This window comes from Pseudomonas sp. 1176_21, assembly GCF_052850635.1.
The window spans coordinates 573,212-585,944 of the sequence record NZ_VXCV01000001.1 but is presented as its reverse complement, the minus strand read 5'-3'; the positions used below and the strand labels follow the sequence as shown (position 1 = coordinate 585,944).

Genomic DNA, 12,733 nt, shown 5'->3' with positions numbered 1-12,733 from the left:
CCGGCGAAGGCCCAAGCACTGCAACCGCTTGAGTGCCGCCCCTGCTGCCCCTATCATCCCCAGCCTCTTCCACCTGGGGCTACCCGTGTCTCACCCTCGCCTGAAACGCCTTGGCGCTTGCCTGCTGGCAATCCTTGGCAGCGCCTACCTGGCGCAGAACATCGTGCCGTGGCGCCAATTGATGGCCGATGAACGCACCGGGCCGACCCAGACACGCCTGCTGCAATTGAGCGATGGCAGCCAGCTTGCGCTCAACCACGCCACCCATGTGGACATCCGCTTCACCGCGCAGCAACGACGCCTGGTGCTGCACGACGGCGAAGTGCTGGTGCAGGCCAGCAGCGACCCGCGCCCGCTGATCGTCGAAACCCCGAGCGGTGAAGTCCGCGCACAGTCCGGGACGTTCAGTGTCGATCATCTGCACAGGGGCTCCCAGGTCAACGCCTACGCGGCTGACGTACAGGTTCTGCCACGGCTGGGCACCCCCAGCCTGCTGCCCAGCGGCAGCGGGCTGTGGTTGCGCCGTGCCGGCAGCAGCTGGCAATGGCCAGCCCGGCCCAGCCGAATCAACACCCGGGCCTGGCCCGCCGGCAGCTAGCAGTCGAAGCGGTCCACCGCGCGGCGCCGCTCGTTGTCGTCGCGCATGTCGTAGTTGGCCGTGGTCTGGATGTTGCTGTGATGCGCCAGCTTCTGCGCTATCGACAGGTCGTGCTCCTCGATCACCCGGGTGATGAACGAACGGCGAAAATCGTGGGGCATGATCTTCACGCCCACCTGGGTACCGCGTTGGCGGGCGATGTAGTAGATCGCGTGCTTGGTGATGCGCTCGCGGGTGATATGGCTGCCGCGGCGGATGCGGTTGAACAGGAAGGTATCGTCGGCCTGGCCCTCGGGCAGCTGCGAGCGGCGAAACTCCAGCCAGGCATTGAGCTTGTCGAAGGCCCACACCGGTGCGTACTTGATCAGCTGCTTGTTGCCCTTGCCCAGCACCTGCAGGCTGCGCTCGGCAAAGTCGATCTGCTTGAGGTCGAGGTTGACCGACTCGCTCTTGCGCATGCCGGTGCCGTACAGCAAGGCGATCACCGCCGCGTCGCGCAGCCCCTGCGGGCGGGGGTCGGCAGCGCAGGCCTCCATCAGTTCGCGGATCAGCGTGCGCTTGAGGTTGCGCCCCACCGGCAGGCGCGTGCCCTGGGCGGCCTTGACCGTGCGCATGCGCAGCAGCTGGTCCTGGCTGATCAGGCCCAGGCGCCAGGCCTCGTTCATCACCCCGCGAATCGCGTTGACGTACAGCGACGTGGTGTTGGGCGCATAGCCGTCGGCGCGCAACGCCGCCACCAGCGCAGTGACATGCCCCGGTTCGAGCAAGTGCCAGGGCACCTCCTTGATGTCGATGTCCTCGAAGTCCAGACGGTCGGCGGCGTCCTGCAGGATGTACTTCATGGTCAACTGGCTCGACGGGGCCAGTCGGGCGAGGTATTGCAGCAGGGGGTTGTGGAGCGATGCGTGCAGTGAATCAGGCAAACCGTGGGGTTCCTCTAGCGCAGTAGGGCAAATTCAGCCGGGGATGATACCCCTAGTCCACCAGGTAAAGCTTGATGGTTTCCCGGGTCAGCGAGATCACCTCGTGGGTGTAGCCCTCGGCATCGCTGGTGCCGTATTCCAGATACCCGTCCTTGCGTTGGATCACGTAGGCCACGCGTGGCAGCGGCCTGCCGGTTTCGCTGTCGGTGATGGGCAGACGTGCACTGTAGAGCGGCGCCTCGACCTGCCTGGCGAAGGGTGCCAGCGGCGTGGCGTCGTCCAGCGTCGGCGCGGCCCACACAAAGGGTGGTATGTACGGGCTGTAGTCGTGCTTGTTCACTTCGGCCAGCAGCACCGAAACCGGGATGCGCATCACCAGTGAAAAGTACGCGTGATACGGGAACGCGGTGATGTACAGCTTGCACGGGATTGTGGTTCTGTTCTCGAGCAGGCGCTGGATGGTTTCGCGGGTCAGTTCAGTGCTGCTGGAGCGGCTCGGCAGGGTCTTGTCGAAGCTCATCTGCGCCAGGTAGTTGAAACTGCCATCGGGCGCGCGGCTTTCGAACTCGGGCGAGCCGGACAGGTTGTAGGTGATGACGTGCTCGAGGTCGAAGTTCTCGTCGCCGTCCAGCGCGCACACCAGCCGCTCGCTGATCTGGCCATTGCCGGTGTGGCGTTCGAACAGGCTGAGCAGGTCTTCGTCGGCCTGAAAACGCAGGTCGTAGCGATACGGGTTGTCGCTGAACGACACAAAGCGCAGGGGCAACGGGTCGATGCCGTGGTCCTTGACGCAGCCACAGCTCAACAGTGCACCGGCGGCCAGCGTGAAGCCGAGGGCGAAGCGGTGAAACACAGGCATGCGCCCTTCTTCCATGAGTGTGGCGGGCGCGCAGGATGCCCTAGCAGGCACTCTGCGGCAAGTGTCACGGCGCTTTGTGCGATGCCTCGTGAACCGCTGGCGCAGCGTGACCAACTGGTGTATCAAGGCGCCCTCCCGCCCCCATGGATGACACATGCGCCTGCTTACACTGATCGTACTTGGCCTGCTGGCTGCCCAGCTCAGTGCCTGTTCACTGTTCATCCCGCGCGCCAAGGCCACGGTCGAACCGATTTCCCTGCAAAAGCAGCTCGACAGCAACCACAGTGTGTACACCCTGACCTTCGCGGCAGATGTGGATGTGCTCGACGCCTTCCGGGGCAAGACCAGCCAGTTGGGCACGCGCATCGAATGCTCGATCACCGAGGATGAGAACCTCGCCTATGACCACCGCATGACGTATTCGCTGATCGGTGAGATCGAACGCGATGACCGACCGCCCCGTGATGGCCTGTTCACCTCGAAACTGAGCTTTCAGAAAAAAGACCAGTACCGCGACCTGGGCGACGCAGCGGCCCTCGACATGCTGGCAAGAAAGCCGGTACTGCCATGCACCATGAAGGCGTCCGGCTTCTTTGTGGGCTACTACTATTCGAAGCCGTTCACCTTGCAGGCCAGCGACCTGATCCGACTGATCAAGGGGCCGGTGCCTTCGCAGCGCCTATTTCTCAAACACTACTGAAGAACGTGCGGCGCCCTTGAAAACAGGTGCTTGACCTCAACCTAACTTGAGGTTTTACCCTTGCGCCTCCCTTGAGTGGAGTCGCCCCATGAGCACCAGCCAACCCGCCGTATTTGTGTTGTCCAACCCCGAAGGCCTGTACGACCCCAGCGCCAATGCCTATTCACACGTGGCCGAGGTCAGCACCGCCGCCAAGCTGCTGTACATCGCCGGCCAGGGGGGTGAAGACCCTGCCGGTACGCTGTCGCCCGACTTTGCCGAACAGGCGCGCCAGGCGCTGCTCAACCTGCGCACCGCGCTGGAATCCAGAGGTGCGAGCCTGGCCGATGTATTCAAGCTGACCCTGCTGATCGTGGACCATAGCGAAGCCAGGCTGGCGCTATGGGTGGCGGCTGCAAACGCCGCCTGGGGCCAGCTCAGCAAACCGACCTGCACCCTGATACCCGTGCCGCGCCTGGCACTGGACGGCATGCAGATCGAAGTCGATGCCGTGGCGGCCCTGCCCGCTACGAGCTGATGGCCCCTAGAGCAGCGTGCACTGCGTCTGCACGATCGAGCGGTTGATGCGGTCCAGTTCGCTCTCGGCAACAACCCTGTTGTGGACGTTGAAGGCCATTTCATAGGCCTGGTTGGCAAACGCGGTGCAGTTGGGCCGCTCGAGAATCACCGCATCCATGCGCAACGCGTAGATGACCAGGGCGTCCGCCGACTGACCGGCGCGTTCGCGGTAGGCATAGCGTTGCTGGCGGGCCTGCTCGAAGTTGGCCTGCACTGCCTTTTCATAGTTGGCCTTTTGCGTGCGCTGCACAGTGGCCACCGGCAAAGTGAGCAATTGATACACCGCCTGCTCGTAGGTCTTGGGGAAGCGGACTTCGTTGGTTTCGTGCAGCAACGTCTGGTTCATCACGTACAAGGTGGTGGTCGGACAGTAGTCGAAGCGCCCGCAGGCCTTGCTTGCCTTGGCTTGCAGGGCATCTGGCTGAAACCGCTGCGCCGACCAGCCCAGGGCCAGGTTGTACTGCTTGAGCGCCGTGTAATCGGCCTTCAACGCCTTGTTGAACGCCGCGAAGCACGCCGTGGTCTGCGCCGTCTGCGCATCGCCACAGCCTTTCACGCCAGAGATGTCGTCCAGCGAGTCGCCGCTGTAGTCGAGGGTCAGCGCTGGCCGTGCAGGCGTTGTCGACACCGCCACACCCTGGGTCTTGAGTGCACTGTAGCGGGCCGTCATTGCTTGCAACCTGGCACCGTCGGCTTTCTGCACGGCGGCGATTTCCAGCAGTTGCTTGACCGCGTCGAGGTCCTGGGGCTTGAGGTCCTTGTTGCCGGTCAGTGCCTCCAGCAGGTCCAGCGTGGCATTGGCATCACCGGCTTCGGAGTCCATGCGCAGCGCGCTCAAGGTCGACGCATAGCGGCTCTGTGGCACGAACTCGCCAAGGTTCATTTCTTCAAGGCTTGCGTACTTGAGCGGCTGTGCAATCTGCTGGCTCATGTCCTGGGCACACGCCAGCGAGGCGTACAGCAGGGTGATGGCAAGGGTAAGGCTGGTCTTCATGGACGTCCTGACAAGGCAACGCCACCGCAATGGTCGCGGTGGCCCACACCTGCATCGGCACGGCTGGCGCTTCCTTTAACTCAGTACACGGCCCCCACCGGGTACACGAATGCATTCACGTCATAGAAGGGCGTGCGCTGGTAAAACCAGTGCAGGCGCGCACTCGGGCTGTCGGCGAACGCCTTGTCGTTCTTGAGGCGGGCTTCGAACTCGGCCTTGAGTACCGGGCTCGCGGCCAGCATCTTGCGCGCCATCGGCTCCATCACGTATTCCTCTGGCTCCTCCGCCGCCACCAGGGTCGCGTTGAAGAAACCCCAGGCCCAGAACGAGTCGGGGCTTTGCGGGTGCAACAGGTTGATCGCCAGCACGCCCAGCGGCTGGTCGACGTCGATCAGCACCGAACCCGCCGCAAAGGTCTGCATACGCTCCAGCGGGTTGGCCACGCCACTGACCAGCAGATGCCCTTCATAGCCCGGAATCTCGTTGGCTGCCGCACGGTCCGGCTCGAAGCCACCGGCCACCTTCACCTCATCCATGCGGTACAGCGTCACCGCCATCGCCGTGGGCTGCTCGAGGGTGCGCATGCGGATGCCATGCGCCTTGAGCCGCGCGATCACCTCGGCCCACTGCGCCGGCACCACGTACTGGCGTGGGCGCTTGACCACCAGGTCGGGCTCGGTGTTGCCAGTGACCGGCACCGTCAGCGGCTTGGGCACGTTGCTCCACACGATCGTCCTGGCACCGGTGATCGGCGACTGTTCGTAGCGGTAGTCGCCCACCTTGAAATCCACCTGCTCCTCCTTGCCCGGCTTCCAGGTCAGCACCACCTCGCGCTGGGCCGCGAGCCGGGCACGGTCACTGGCAATGGCCTGCTGCAGCGAAGCGGCCTGCTCGCCGATCACCTGGAACATCGTCTTGAGCATCACGTAGTTGCCCAGCACCTGGGTCTGGTACGGGTGCAGTGCATGCTGCTCGATCAGAATCGACGGCACGTTGCGGATATCGCCGTACTGGTTGGAGAAGCGCGCCAGGTCGGTGCGGTACGGGTAGTAGCCCTGGGTCGGGTCCTGGTTGTCGTTCATGCTGATGCACTCGTGCACCACATGCCCCTCGCCCTCCAGCGCCTGGTACACCGGCGCACGCATCACCGTGTCCATCCACGCGCTGCTGGCCGGCGACCAGCCATTGCCGTTATGGCAATACGAGCTGTCGTAGGGGTACATCGCGCCATCGGTGGAGTGGGTGTCGGCGAAGAAGCTCAGCTCGTAGGTGTTGAACACCCAGGCCACGTTGCGGATCTCGGCGCTGTCGAGCTTGGTGAAATCGCGGTTCAGGTTGAGGTTGCGCCCGTTCACGCGCCAGCCACTCTGGCGGGGGCCGTTCTGGTTGATTCGGCCATAGGCGCTGCGGCGGATATCGCCGTCCACGTTGACACTGGGGATGAACAGGATGTTGACCTTCTGCAGCAGGCCGGCCAGCGGCTTGCTGCCGATGGTCATGTCGCGCAGCAGCATGAACATCGCGTCCTTGCCGTTGGACTCGCCGGGGTGGATACCGGCCTCGATAAAGAGCGTCGGCTTGCCCGAACGCTTGAGCGCGGCGGGTGACTTGTCGGCCTCCAGCGAGGCCACCACCAGCAGCATCGGGTGGCCCTCGGCGCTTTTCTCCGGCAGCTCGCTGAGCACGATGGCGCCATTGGCGGCGGATGCCAGTTGCTGAAGGTAGTCGCGGGTTTGCGCGTAGGTGCTGGTGTCGGCAAAGCCGGTGGCTTCGGCCACGGTGGTCAGGGGGTTGCCGGCGGGCGCGATATAGCGGGTACTGGTGAGGGTCTGCTCGAACATTGCCGGCAGAATGCGTTGCTTGGCGGCCTCGGGGTAGCCGCTGTCATCGATATAGGCCGGGGCGCCGGGCAAGGCCGCAAGGGCGGGCAGGCTGCCGAGCAGCAGCAAGGTGGCCAGCAGGGGCTGCGGGTGCAGGTCGTTCATGATGGGTCCTTATCATGCGTAAGCAGGCAACCTTAGCTGATAAGGGGCAATGTCACCGCGATGGGATGCCGGCGAAGCGCCGCGCGAGCGGCGCTCGGTGCCGGGAGCGCCGTTGCGCCACGCCGTTCTACCGCGCCGCCAACCCCATCTGCCAGAAATCCGCCTCCAGCCGCGACGCCTGGGCAAAGATCGCCACCAGCTCGGTGAAGCGCTGCTCGGTCATGCTGCGCGCCGCCAGTTCGTCCAGGTGCAGGCGCGCTGCAGCAGCCACGCCCTGATACCCCTCCCCGGCATACTCGCCAATCCACTCGCGGTACGGATGATCACCCAGCGCCGCCACCCCGTCGGGGCTCAGCGCCCGGCCGATCTCGGCGTAGCCGATCACACAGGGCGACAGCGCCACATGCAGGTCCAGCAAGTCGCCCGCCGCGCCGCAATCGAGCACGAAGCGCGTATAGGCCACGGTGGCCTGGTGCTCCGGCGCGGCCTCGATGTCAGCCTTGGACAAGCCCCAGCGCGCGCACAGGCGTACATGCAGGTCGGTCTCGTCCAGAATCGCAGCAAGCCCCGCCTGGGCGGCACGGATGTCCGAAGGCCGGCGGCTCTTGTACGCGGCCAGCGCCCAGGCCCGCGCGAACTGGATCAGGAACAGGTAATCCTGCACCAGGTAGGTACGAAACGCCGTTTCGGGCAAGCTGCCCTGGCCCATCTGGCGCACGAAGCTGTGGTCCACGTAACTGGCCCACTCGGTCGGTGCAGCAGCTTTCAAACGGTCGAAAATATCCATCGTTCACTCCCCCTGTGGGTACACGGCATCGAAAAACTCAAGCTCCAGCGCCACGGCACGCAAGAAGAAATCGGTGCTCAGCGCCTCTTCCTGGGGGCCCACACGGTCGAGTTCGGCGCCCAGGAACGCAACGAAGTCGGCGAAGGCCGGGTTGTCGTGCAAGGTGATCCACTCGGCGTGCACGAAGTTGTCCGGCAGCGGCCTGGGCGCCTTGAGCGCCCAGTCCAGGTACAGGCCCTCGGCCACGTTGAGCACCGCCAGCACCGCCGCATAGGATCGGGTGGCCGCCGCCTGGCGCATGATCGCCTTGAAGCCGGCCGTGGGCTGTGTGTCGGCCGGCGCGGTACGTTGCGCCTCGCTCACGCCCAGTGCCTCAAAGGCGCGCAGGAAATAGGTGTTTTCATCGCTGGCGATCATGCCGGCGAAACGCGCCAGGCGCAGGCGCGCATCGAAGGTGTCGGCGGTGGCAATGGCCGCGCCGAGCAGGGTCAGGAAGCTGTCGATGAAGCGATGGTCCTGCACCAGGTAACGCACCATCACCGGGTCCGGCAGGCTGCCGTCGCACAGCTGGGTGACGAAACGGTGGCCGACGGCGGCCGACCAGGTGGGTTCGCTTTGTTTGCGCAGGTGTTCGGTGAAACGTGGGGCAGTCATGGAGCGGCCTCGCAGTGAGACCGGCAAAGAAGGCAGGCGCTAGATCCCATCCCTTCGCCGGCATGATCCGGATCAGGTTCGAAGGGTCACCGCGCTGCAGATGCCAGCGGTTTCTCAGCCCGTTGCCGGGGCTCCCCTTGGTGCGCACACTGTATACAGCGATGTGGGCAATGTGCAATGCGCAGGCACCGCATCGATGCCATCGCGGGTCAAGCCCGCTCCCACAGGAGCTGGTGCCGTCCTTGTGGGAGCGGGCTTGACCCGCGATAGGCATTCACACCGAAACCGGTTTCAACATCCCCCGCTCGACAATGAACCCGATCACCGCCTGCAAACCCTGCCCCGTCTTCAGGTTGCTGAACGTCCACGGCCGCTCGGGCCGCATGCGCCGGGTGTCCTTTTCCATCACCTCCAGCGACGCACCCACATAGGGCGCCAGGTCGATCTTGTTGATCACCAGAAAATCCGACTTGGTGATCCCCGGCCCGCCCTTGCGCGGGATCTTCTCGCCTTCGGCCACGTCGATCACGTAGATCGTCAGGTCGGCCAGCTCCGGGCTGAAGGTGGCACTCAGGTTGTCACCGCCACTCTCGACGAAGATCACTTCCAGGTTGCCGAACTTGCGCGCCAGATCCTCCACCGCCGCCAGGTTCATCGAGGCATCTTCACGGATCGCGGTATGCGGGCAGCCGCCGGTCTCCACGCCGACGATGCGCTCGGGTTCGAGCGCGCCGGCTTCGGTAAGGATGCGCTGGTCTTCCTTGGTGTAGATGTCGTTGGTGACCACGGCAATCTGGTAGTCATCGCGCATGGCCTTGCACAGCGCTTCGAGCAGCGCGGTCTTGCCGGAGCCGACCGGGCCGCCGACACCGACGCGCAGGGGTTGCTGGTAGCTTTGCATGGCAGTTTCCTCAGGATCGGAACAATCGGGTGTATTGGGTTTCATGGCGGGCAGAGGCAATCGCCAGCAACGGCAGGCCGCCGCCCAGGTGTTCATCAGGTACGTCCAGCGCCCACTCCAGTACCGCAGGCAGCTCCTCGCACAACTCGCGCAGCAGGGTCTGGGCCGCCTGCTGACCGAACGGCACCAGCTTGACCCCGGCCATCACCGCCCCTTCCAGCCAGGCAAAGCCATGCCCCAGGGCCAGCTCACGCAGCGGGATCTGCCAGTGCACGGCCAGCCAGGCCATGCCGCCCAGCTGGCTCAGCTCGACGCTGCTGCGCCAGGCCGGCGCCTGACACAGCTGCCAGCCATCGAGCAGGCGCGCCAGGGCCTTGCCACGCTGGCGTTCCTCCAGGCGCAGCTCGGCGGTTTCGCGGTTGGCCAGCAAAAAGCTGCTCCAGTGGGCGAACGCATCGGCATCTTGCGCGCGGCACGCGCTGTACAGCCGTTGCAGCAGCGGCCAGTCGAGGTGGCCGAGGGTGTCGTGCAACTGCTCGCGCTGCCAGGCGCCAAAGCCGTCGGCCCCCGTCACCCAGCCCGCCTCCACCGCCCACTCCAACCCCTGGGAATAGGTGAAGCCCCCCACCGGCAGGTTGGCGCTGACCAGCTGCAGCAGGCGCAGCAACTGCAGGTTGGCGCTCATCAGCCGGCCAGCACCAGGGCGGCACCGGCCAGCAGGCCGCCGCCACAGGCCTTCTGCAGCCCAGGGTGACGGCGCAACAGGCGCCCGGCGCCATAGCCTGCCAGCAGCAACAGGCCGCTGACCGCGACAAAGCCTGCGCTGAACACCCAGAACGCGCCCGGGCTGGCTTCGACGCCGTGGGCCCAGCCGTGAAACAGCGCGAACACCGGCATGACCAGCGCCAGCAGCACCTGGCGGCTGGGCAGCAGCAGCGCCGCGGCGGCCACCAGCAGCGAGCCGATGATCATGCTCTCCATGCCGATCACGCCCCCGAACAGATGGCCCATCAGCGCGCCGCCGAACATCGCCGCCAGCGTGGCCAGCGGCAGCGCCAGGGTGCGCCCGGTCAGGGCGGCCAGCACCCCGGTGCCCAGCAGCATCAGCAGGTGGTCAAGCCCGGTGAGCGGGTGCAGCAACCCGTCCTGCAGGGGGTTGCTGTCGTGGCCGGGGTGGGCGAACGCAGGGACGGCAATCAGCAGCAAGGCAAACGCGAGGGTCTTTTTCATCGTGCAACTCCATGTCGAAATCAGTGGGCGTGGCCAGGCACGCGAACAAAGGGGTGATCGTTGTGGCTGTGGCTGTGCGGCGCGCTCTGGTAGGCGCCGGCCTCGGGCTCGAACGGCGCCTGCTCCACCGTCACCTCAAGGCCGAAGCCACGCACCATGTCGTCCAGCACATGGTCGTGCTGGTACCGCACGAAATCGCGCTCGATCTGCAACGGCACATGCCGATTGCCCAGGTGATAGGCGGCGCGGGCCAGCGCCAGCGGGTCGGCGCAGCGCACCGTCGAAACCTGCTCCGGCGCCGCCAGCACGCGAATCACCTCACGCCCCTGGGCGTCGGCCAGCAGCTCGCCGCCGCGAATCAGCTGGCCGCGTTCGAGCATCAGCCCGGCCTCGCGCCCGTCATCCAGGGTGATGCGCACGCGGCTCTTGATGCGCGTATCCAGGCTCAGGGTGGCAGTGGCGCCGATGTGTGCGGCCTGGTTCAGGCGTTGCGTCAACAGGATCATGCTCGCTCCTCAAAACAGAAAATAACGCTGCGCCATCGGCAGCACGCTGGCCGGCTCGCACACCAGCAGCTCGCCGTCGGCGCGTACCTCATAGGTTTGTGAATCCACTTCGATGGTGGGCATCAGCCCGTTGTGCAGCATGTCGGCCTTGCGCACCGTGCGACAGCCCCGGGCCACGCCGATCAGGCTGCGCAGGCGCAGTTCATGGTGAACGCCACGCTCCACCGCGGCCTGGGACAGGAACGTCATGCGCGTGGCGTTGCGCGCCTGGCCCAGGGCGCCGAACATCGGCCGGTAGTGCACCGGCTGCGGCGTGGGGATCGAGCCGTTGATGTCGCCCATCGGCGCCATCACGATCATCCCGCCCTTGACCACCAGTGCGGGCTTGACCCCGAAGAACGCCGGCGACCACAGCACCAGGTCGGCCAGCTTGCCGGCCTCCAGCGAACCGACTTCATGGGCGATGCCATGGGTCAGCGCCGGGTTGATGGTGTACTTGGCGATGTAGCGCTTGACCCGGAAGTTGTCGCTGCGCGCGGTGTCAGGCGCCAACGGGCCGCGGCGCAGTTTCATCTGGTGCGCCACCTGCCAGGTGCGCAGCACCACCTCGCCCACCCGGCCCATGGCCTGGGAGTCGGACGAGGTCATCGAGAACGCGCCGATGTCGTGCAGGATGTCTTCGGCGGCAATCGTCTCGCGGCGGATGCGCGACTCGGCGAAGGCCACGTCCTCGGGGATGCTGGTGTCCAGGTGGTGGCACACCATCAGCATGTCCAGGTGCTCGTCCACGGTGTTGACGGTGTACGGCAGGGTCGGGTTGGTGGAGGACGGCAGCACGTTGGCGTAACCCGCCGCACGGATGATGTCCGGCGCATGCCCGCCGCCCGCGCCCTCGGTATGGAAGGTGTGAATGGTGCGGTCGCCGATGGCGGCCAGGGTGTCTTCGATGCAGCCGCTTTCGTTGAGGGTGTCGCTGTGCAGCGCCACCTGCACGTCCATCGCCTCGGCCACGCCCAGGCAACAGTCGATGGCCGCCGGGGTCGAGCCCCAGTCTTCGTGCAGCTTGAGCCCCACCGCCCCGGCCTCGATCTGCTCGCGCAGGGCCTGGGGCTGCGAGGCATTGCCCTTGCCCAGCAGGCCGATGTTGATCGGCAGTTCGTCGGCGGCCTGGAGCATGCGCGCCAGGTACCAGGTGCCCGAGGTGCAGGTGGTGGCGTTGGTGCCGGTGGCCGGCCCGGTGCCGCCGCCGATGAAGGTGGTGATGCCCGACACCAGCGCCTCGTCGACCTGCTGCGGGCAGATGAAATGAATGTGCGAGTCGATGCCGCCGGCGGTGACGATCTTGCCCTCGGCGGCGATCACCTCGGTGCCCGGCCCCACCGCCAGGGTCACGCCGGGCTGCACGTCGGGGTTGCCGGCCTTGCCGATGCCGAAGATGCGCCCGTTCTTCACGCCGATATCGGCCTTGACGATGCCCCAGTGGTCGATGATCAGGGCGTTGGTCAGCACCAGGTCCATGGCCTCGGCGGCCAGCATCTGGCCCTGGCCCATGCCGTCGCGGATCACCTTGCCGCCGCCGAACTTGACCTCTTCACCGTAGACCGTGAAGTCCTGCTCGACCTCCACCCACAGCTCGGTGTCGGCCAGGCGCACGCGGTCGCCCACGGTGGGGCCGAACATGTCGGCATAGGCACGCCGGGAAATACGGCTCATGCCACGGCCTCCAGCTTGCCCATCACCCGGCCCTGGAAGCCATACACCTCGCGCTTGCCGGCATAGGCCACCAGGTTGACGGTGCGCGCCTGGCCGGGTTCGAAGCGCACGGCAGTGCCGGCGGCGATGTCCAGGCGAAAGCCGCGGGTGGCCTCGCGCTCGAACACCAGAAAGGCGTTGACCTCGTAGAAGTGATAGTGCGAGCCGACCTGGATCGGCCGGTCGCCATGGTTGGCCACGCTGACGCTGATCGTGGCGCGACCGGCGTTGAGTTCGATGTCGCCGTCGGCGACCTGTATTTCTCCGGGAATCATGGGCTGCTCCT

15 protein-coding genes and 1 riboswitch are annotated in these 12,733 nt (G+C 65.7%); of the genes, 3 read left to right on the top strand and 12 right to left on the bottom strand.

All coding sequences use genetic code 11. The features are described 5' to 3' along the window. Window positions 1-85 precede the first annotated feature (85 nt). Complete coding sequence (locus FW760_RS02945; protein WP_229590140.1) at window positions 86-598, top strand: FecR domain-containing protein; 513 nt, start codon at window positions 86-88, stop codon at window positions 596-598. On the opposite strand, the gene FW760_RS02940 is transcribed toward FW760_RS02945, so the two are convergent. Together FW760_RS02940 and FW760_RS02935 are read right to left on the bottom strand one after the other, a co-directional pair. Beyond that, a complete protein-coding gene (locus FW760_RS02940) occupies window positions 595-1,440 on the bottom strand; it encodes a site-specific integrase (RefSeq protein ID WP_229590266.1) in 846 nt (281 codons plus the stop codon). The two genes, FW760_RS02945 and FW760_RS02940, sit on opposite strands and share 4 nt — an antisense overlap. 133 nt (window positions 1,441-1,573) lie before the next feature. Next, window positions 1,574-2,380: a hypothetical protein gene (locus FW760_RS02935; protein ID WP_229590141.1), complete on the bottom strand. Its 807-nt coding sequence runs from the start codon at window positions 2,378-2,380 to the stop codon at window positions 1,574-1,576. A gap of 154 nt (window positions 2,381-2,534) precedes the next feature. On the opposite strand from FW760_RS02935, the gene FW760_RS02930 reads away from it, so the two are divergent. Then, window positions 2,535-3,080: a hypothetical protein gene (locus FW760_RS02930; RefSeq protein WP_229590142.1), complete on the top strand. Its 546-nt coding sequence runs from the start codon at window positions 2,535-2,537 to the stop codon at window positions 3,078-3,080. An 88-nt stretch (window positions 3,081-3,168) separates the two neighbouring features. Continuing rightward, window positions 3,169-3,597: a RidA family protein gene (locus tag FW760_RS02925; protein ID WP_100632723.1), complete on the top strand. Its 429-nt coding sequence runs from the start codon at window positions 3,169-3,171 to the stop codon at window positions 3,595-3,597. Window positions 3,598-3,603: 6 nt separating this feature from the next. Here FW760_RS02925 and FW760_RS02920 read toward each other — a convergent pair whose 3' ends face one another. The 10 genes from FW760_RS02920 to FW760_RS02875 form a co-directional block, all read right to left on the bottom strand. Beyond that, complete coding sequence (locus FW760_RS02920) at window positions 3,604-4,632, bottom strand: hypothetical protein (protein ID WP_446443569.1); 1,029 nt, start codon at window positions 4,630-4,632, stop codon at window positions 3,604-3,606. Window positions 4,633-4,712: 80 nt separating this feature from the next. Further along, window positions 4,713-6,617, bottom strand: a complete 1,905-nt coding sequence (locus FW760_RS02915; protein ID WP_446443568.1) for a M14 family metallopeptidase — start codon at window positions 6,615-6,617, stop codon at window positions 4,713-4,715. Between the two features lie 127 nt (window positions 6,618-6,744). Continuing rightward, the gene (locus FW760_RS02910; RefSeq protein ID WP_043860584.1) at window positions 6,745-7,404 is read right to left on the bottom strand and encodes a TenA family protein; all 660 of its coding nucleotides are present in this window, start codon (window positions 7,402-7,404) and stop codon (window positions 6,745-6,747) included. A gap of 3 nt (window positions 7,405-7,407) precedes the next feature. Then, window positions 7,408-8,058, bottom strand: coding sequence for a TenA family protein (locus tag FW760_RS02905; RefSeq protein WP_054914446.1), 651 nt, complete (start codon window positions 8,056-8,058; stop codon window positions 7,408-7,410). Window positions 8,059-8,090: 32 nt separating this feature from the next. Then, window positions 8,091-8,206: riboswitch (TPP riboswitch) on the bottom strand. A gap of 126 nt (window positions 8,207-8,332) precedes the next feature. Continuing rightward, window positions 8,333-8,959, bottom strand: a complete 627-nt coding sequence (gene ureG / locus FW760_RS02900) for an urease accessory protein UreG (RefSeq protein ID WP_043860582.1) — start codon at window positions 8,957-8,959, stop codon at window positions 8,333-8,335. Window positions 8,960-8,969: 10 nt separating this feature from the next. Further along, a complete protein-coding gene (locus tag FW760_RS02895; RefSeq protein WP_054914445.1) occupies window positions 8,970-9,644 on the bottom strand; it encodes an urease accessory protein UreF in 675 nt (224 codons plus the stop codon). Next, a complete protein-coding gene (locus FW760_RS02890; RefSeq protein ID WP_058540237.1) occupies window positions 9,644-10,189 on the bottom strand; it encodes a HupE/UreJ family protein in 546 nt (181 codons plus the stop codon). Before FW760_RS02890 ends, FW760_RS02895 begins: the two co-directional genes overlap by 1 nt. Window positions 10,190-10,209: 20 nt before the next feature. Beyond that, window positions 10,210-10,695, bottom strand: coding sequence for an urease accessory protein UreE (ureE, locus tag FW760_RS02885; protein ID WP_043859638.1), 486 nt, complete (start codon window positions 10,693-10,695; stop codon window positions 10,210-10,212). Between the two features lie 9 nt (window positions 10,696-10,704). Beyond that, on the bottom strand, window positions 10,705-12,408 hold the full coding sequence (gene ureC / locus FW760_RS02880; protein ID WP_088515075.1) for an urease subunit alpha: 1,704 nt from the start codon (window positions 12,406-12,408) through the stop codon (window positions 10,705-10,707). Beyond that, on the bottom strand, window positions 12,405-12,722 hold the full coding sequence (locus FW760_RS02875) for an urease subunit beta (protein ID WP_054914443.1): 318 nt from the start codon (window positions 12,720-12,722) through the stop codon (window positions 12,405-12,407). Before FW760_RS02875 ends, ureC begins: the two co-directional genes overlap by 4 nt. Between the last annotated feature and the right edge of the window lie 11 nt (window positions 12,723-12,733).

Excerpts from the sequence above, each read along its gene's own strand:
- FW760_RS02940 (WP_229590266.1), bottom strand. The coding sequence starts at position 1,440 with ATGAAGTACATCCTGCAGGACGCCGCCGACCGTCTGGACTTCGAGGAC.
- FW760_RS02935 (WP_229590141.1), bottom strand. The coding sequence starts at position 2,380 with ATGCCTGTGTTTCACCGCTTCGCCCTCGGCTTCACGCTGGCCGCCGGT.
- FW760_RS02930 (WP_229590142.1), top strand. The coding sequence starts at position 2,535 with ATGCGCCTGCTTACACTGATCGTACTTGGCCTGCTGGCTGCCCAGCTC.
- FW760_RS02925 (WP_100632723.1), top strand. The coding sequence starts at position 3,169 with ATGAGCACCAGCCAACCCGCCGTATTTGTGTTGTCCAACCCCGAAGGC.
- FW760_RS02920 (WP_446443569.1), bottom strand. The coding sequence starts at position 4,632 with ATGAAGACCAGCCTTACCCTTGCCATCACCCTGCTGTACGCCTCGCTG.
- FW760_RS02915 (WP_446443568.1), bottom strand. The coding sequence starts at position 6,617 with ATGAACGACCTGCACCCGCAGCCCCTGCTGGCCACCTTGCTGCTGCTC.
- FW760_RS02910 (WP_043860584.1), bottom strand. The coding sequence starts at position 7,404 with ATGGATATTTTCGACCGTTTGAAAGCTGCTGCACCGACCGAGTGGGCC.
- FW760_RS02905 (WP_054914446.1), bottom strand. The coding sequence starts at position 8,058 with ATGACTGCCCCACGTTTCACCGAACACCTGCGCAAACAAAGCGAACCC.
- ureG (WP_043860582.1), bottom strand. The coding sequence starts at position 8,959 with ATGCAAAGCTACCAGCAACCCCTGCGCGTCGGTGTCGGCGGCCCGGTC.
- FW760_RS02895 (WP_054914445.1), bottom strand. The coding sequence starts at position 9,644 with ATGAGCGCCAACCTGCAGTTGCTGCGCCTGCTGCAGCTGGTCAGCGCC.
- FW760_RS02890 (WP_058540237.1), bottom strand. The coding sequence starts at position 10,189 with ATGAAAAAGACCCTCGCGTTTGCCTTGCTGCTGATTGCCGTCCCTGCG.
- ureE (WP_043859638.1), bottom strand. The coding sequence starts at position 10,695 with ATGATCCTGTTGACGCAACGCCTGAACCAGGCCGCACACATCGGCGCC.
- ureC (WP_088515075.1), bottom strand. The coding sequence starts at position 12,408 with ATGAGCCGTATTTCCCGGCGTGCCTATGCCGACATGTTCGGCCCCACC.
- FW760_RS02875 (WP_054914443.1), bottom strand. The coding sequence starts at position 12,722 with ATGATTCCCGGAGAAATACAGGTCGCCGACGGCGACATCGAACTCAAC.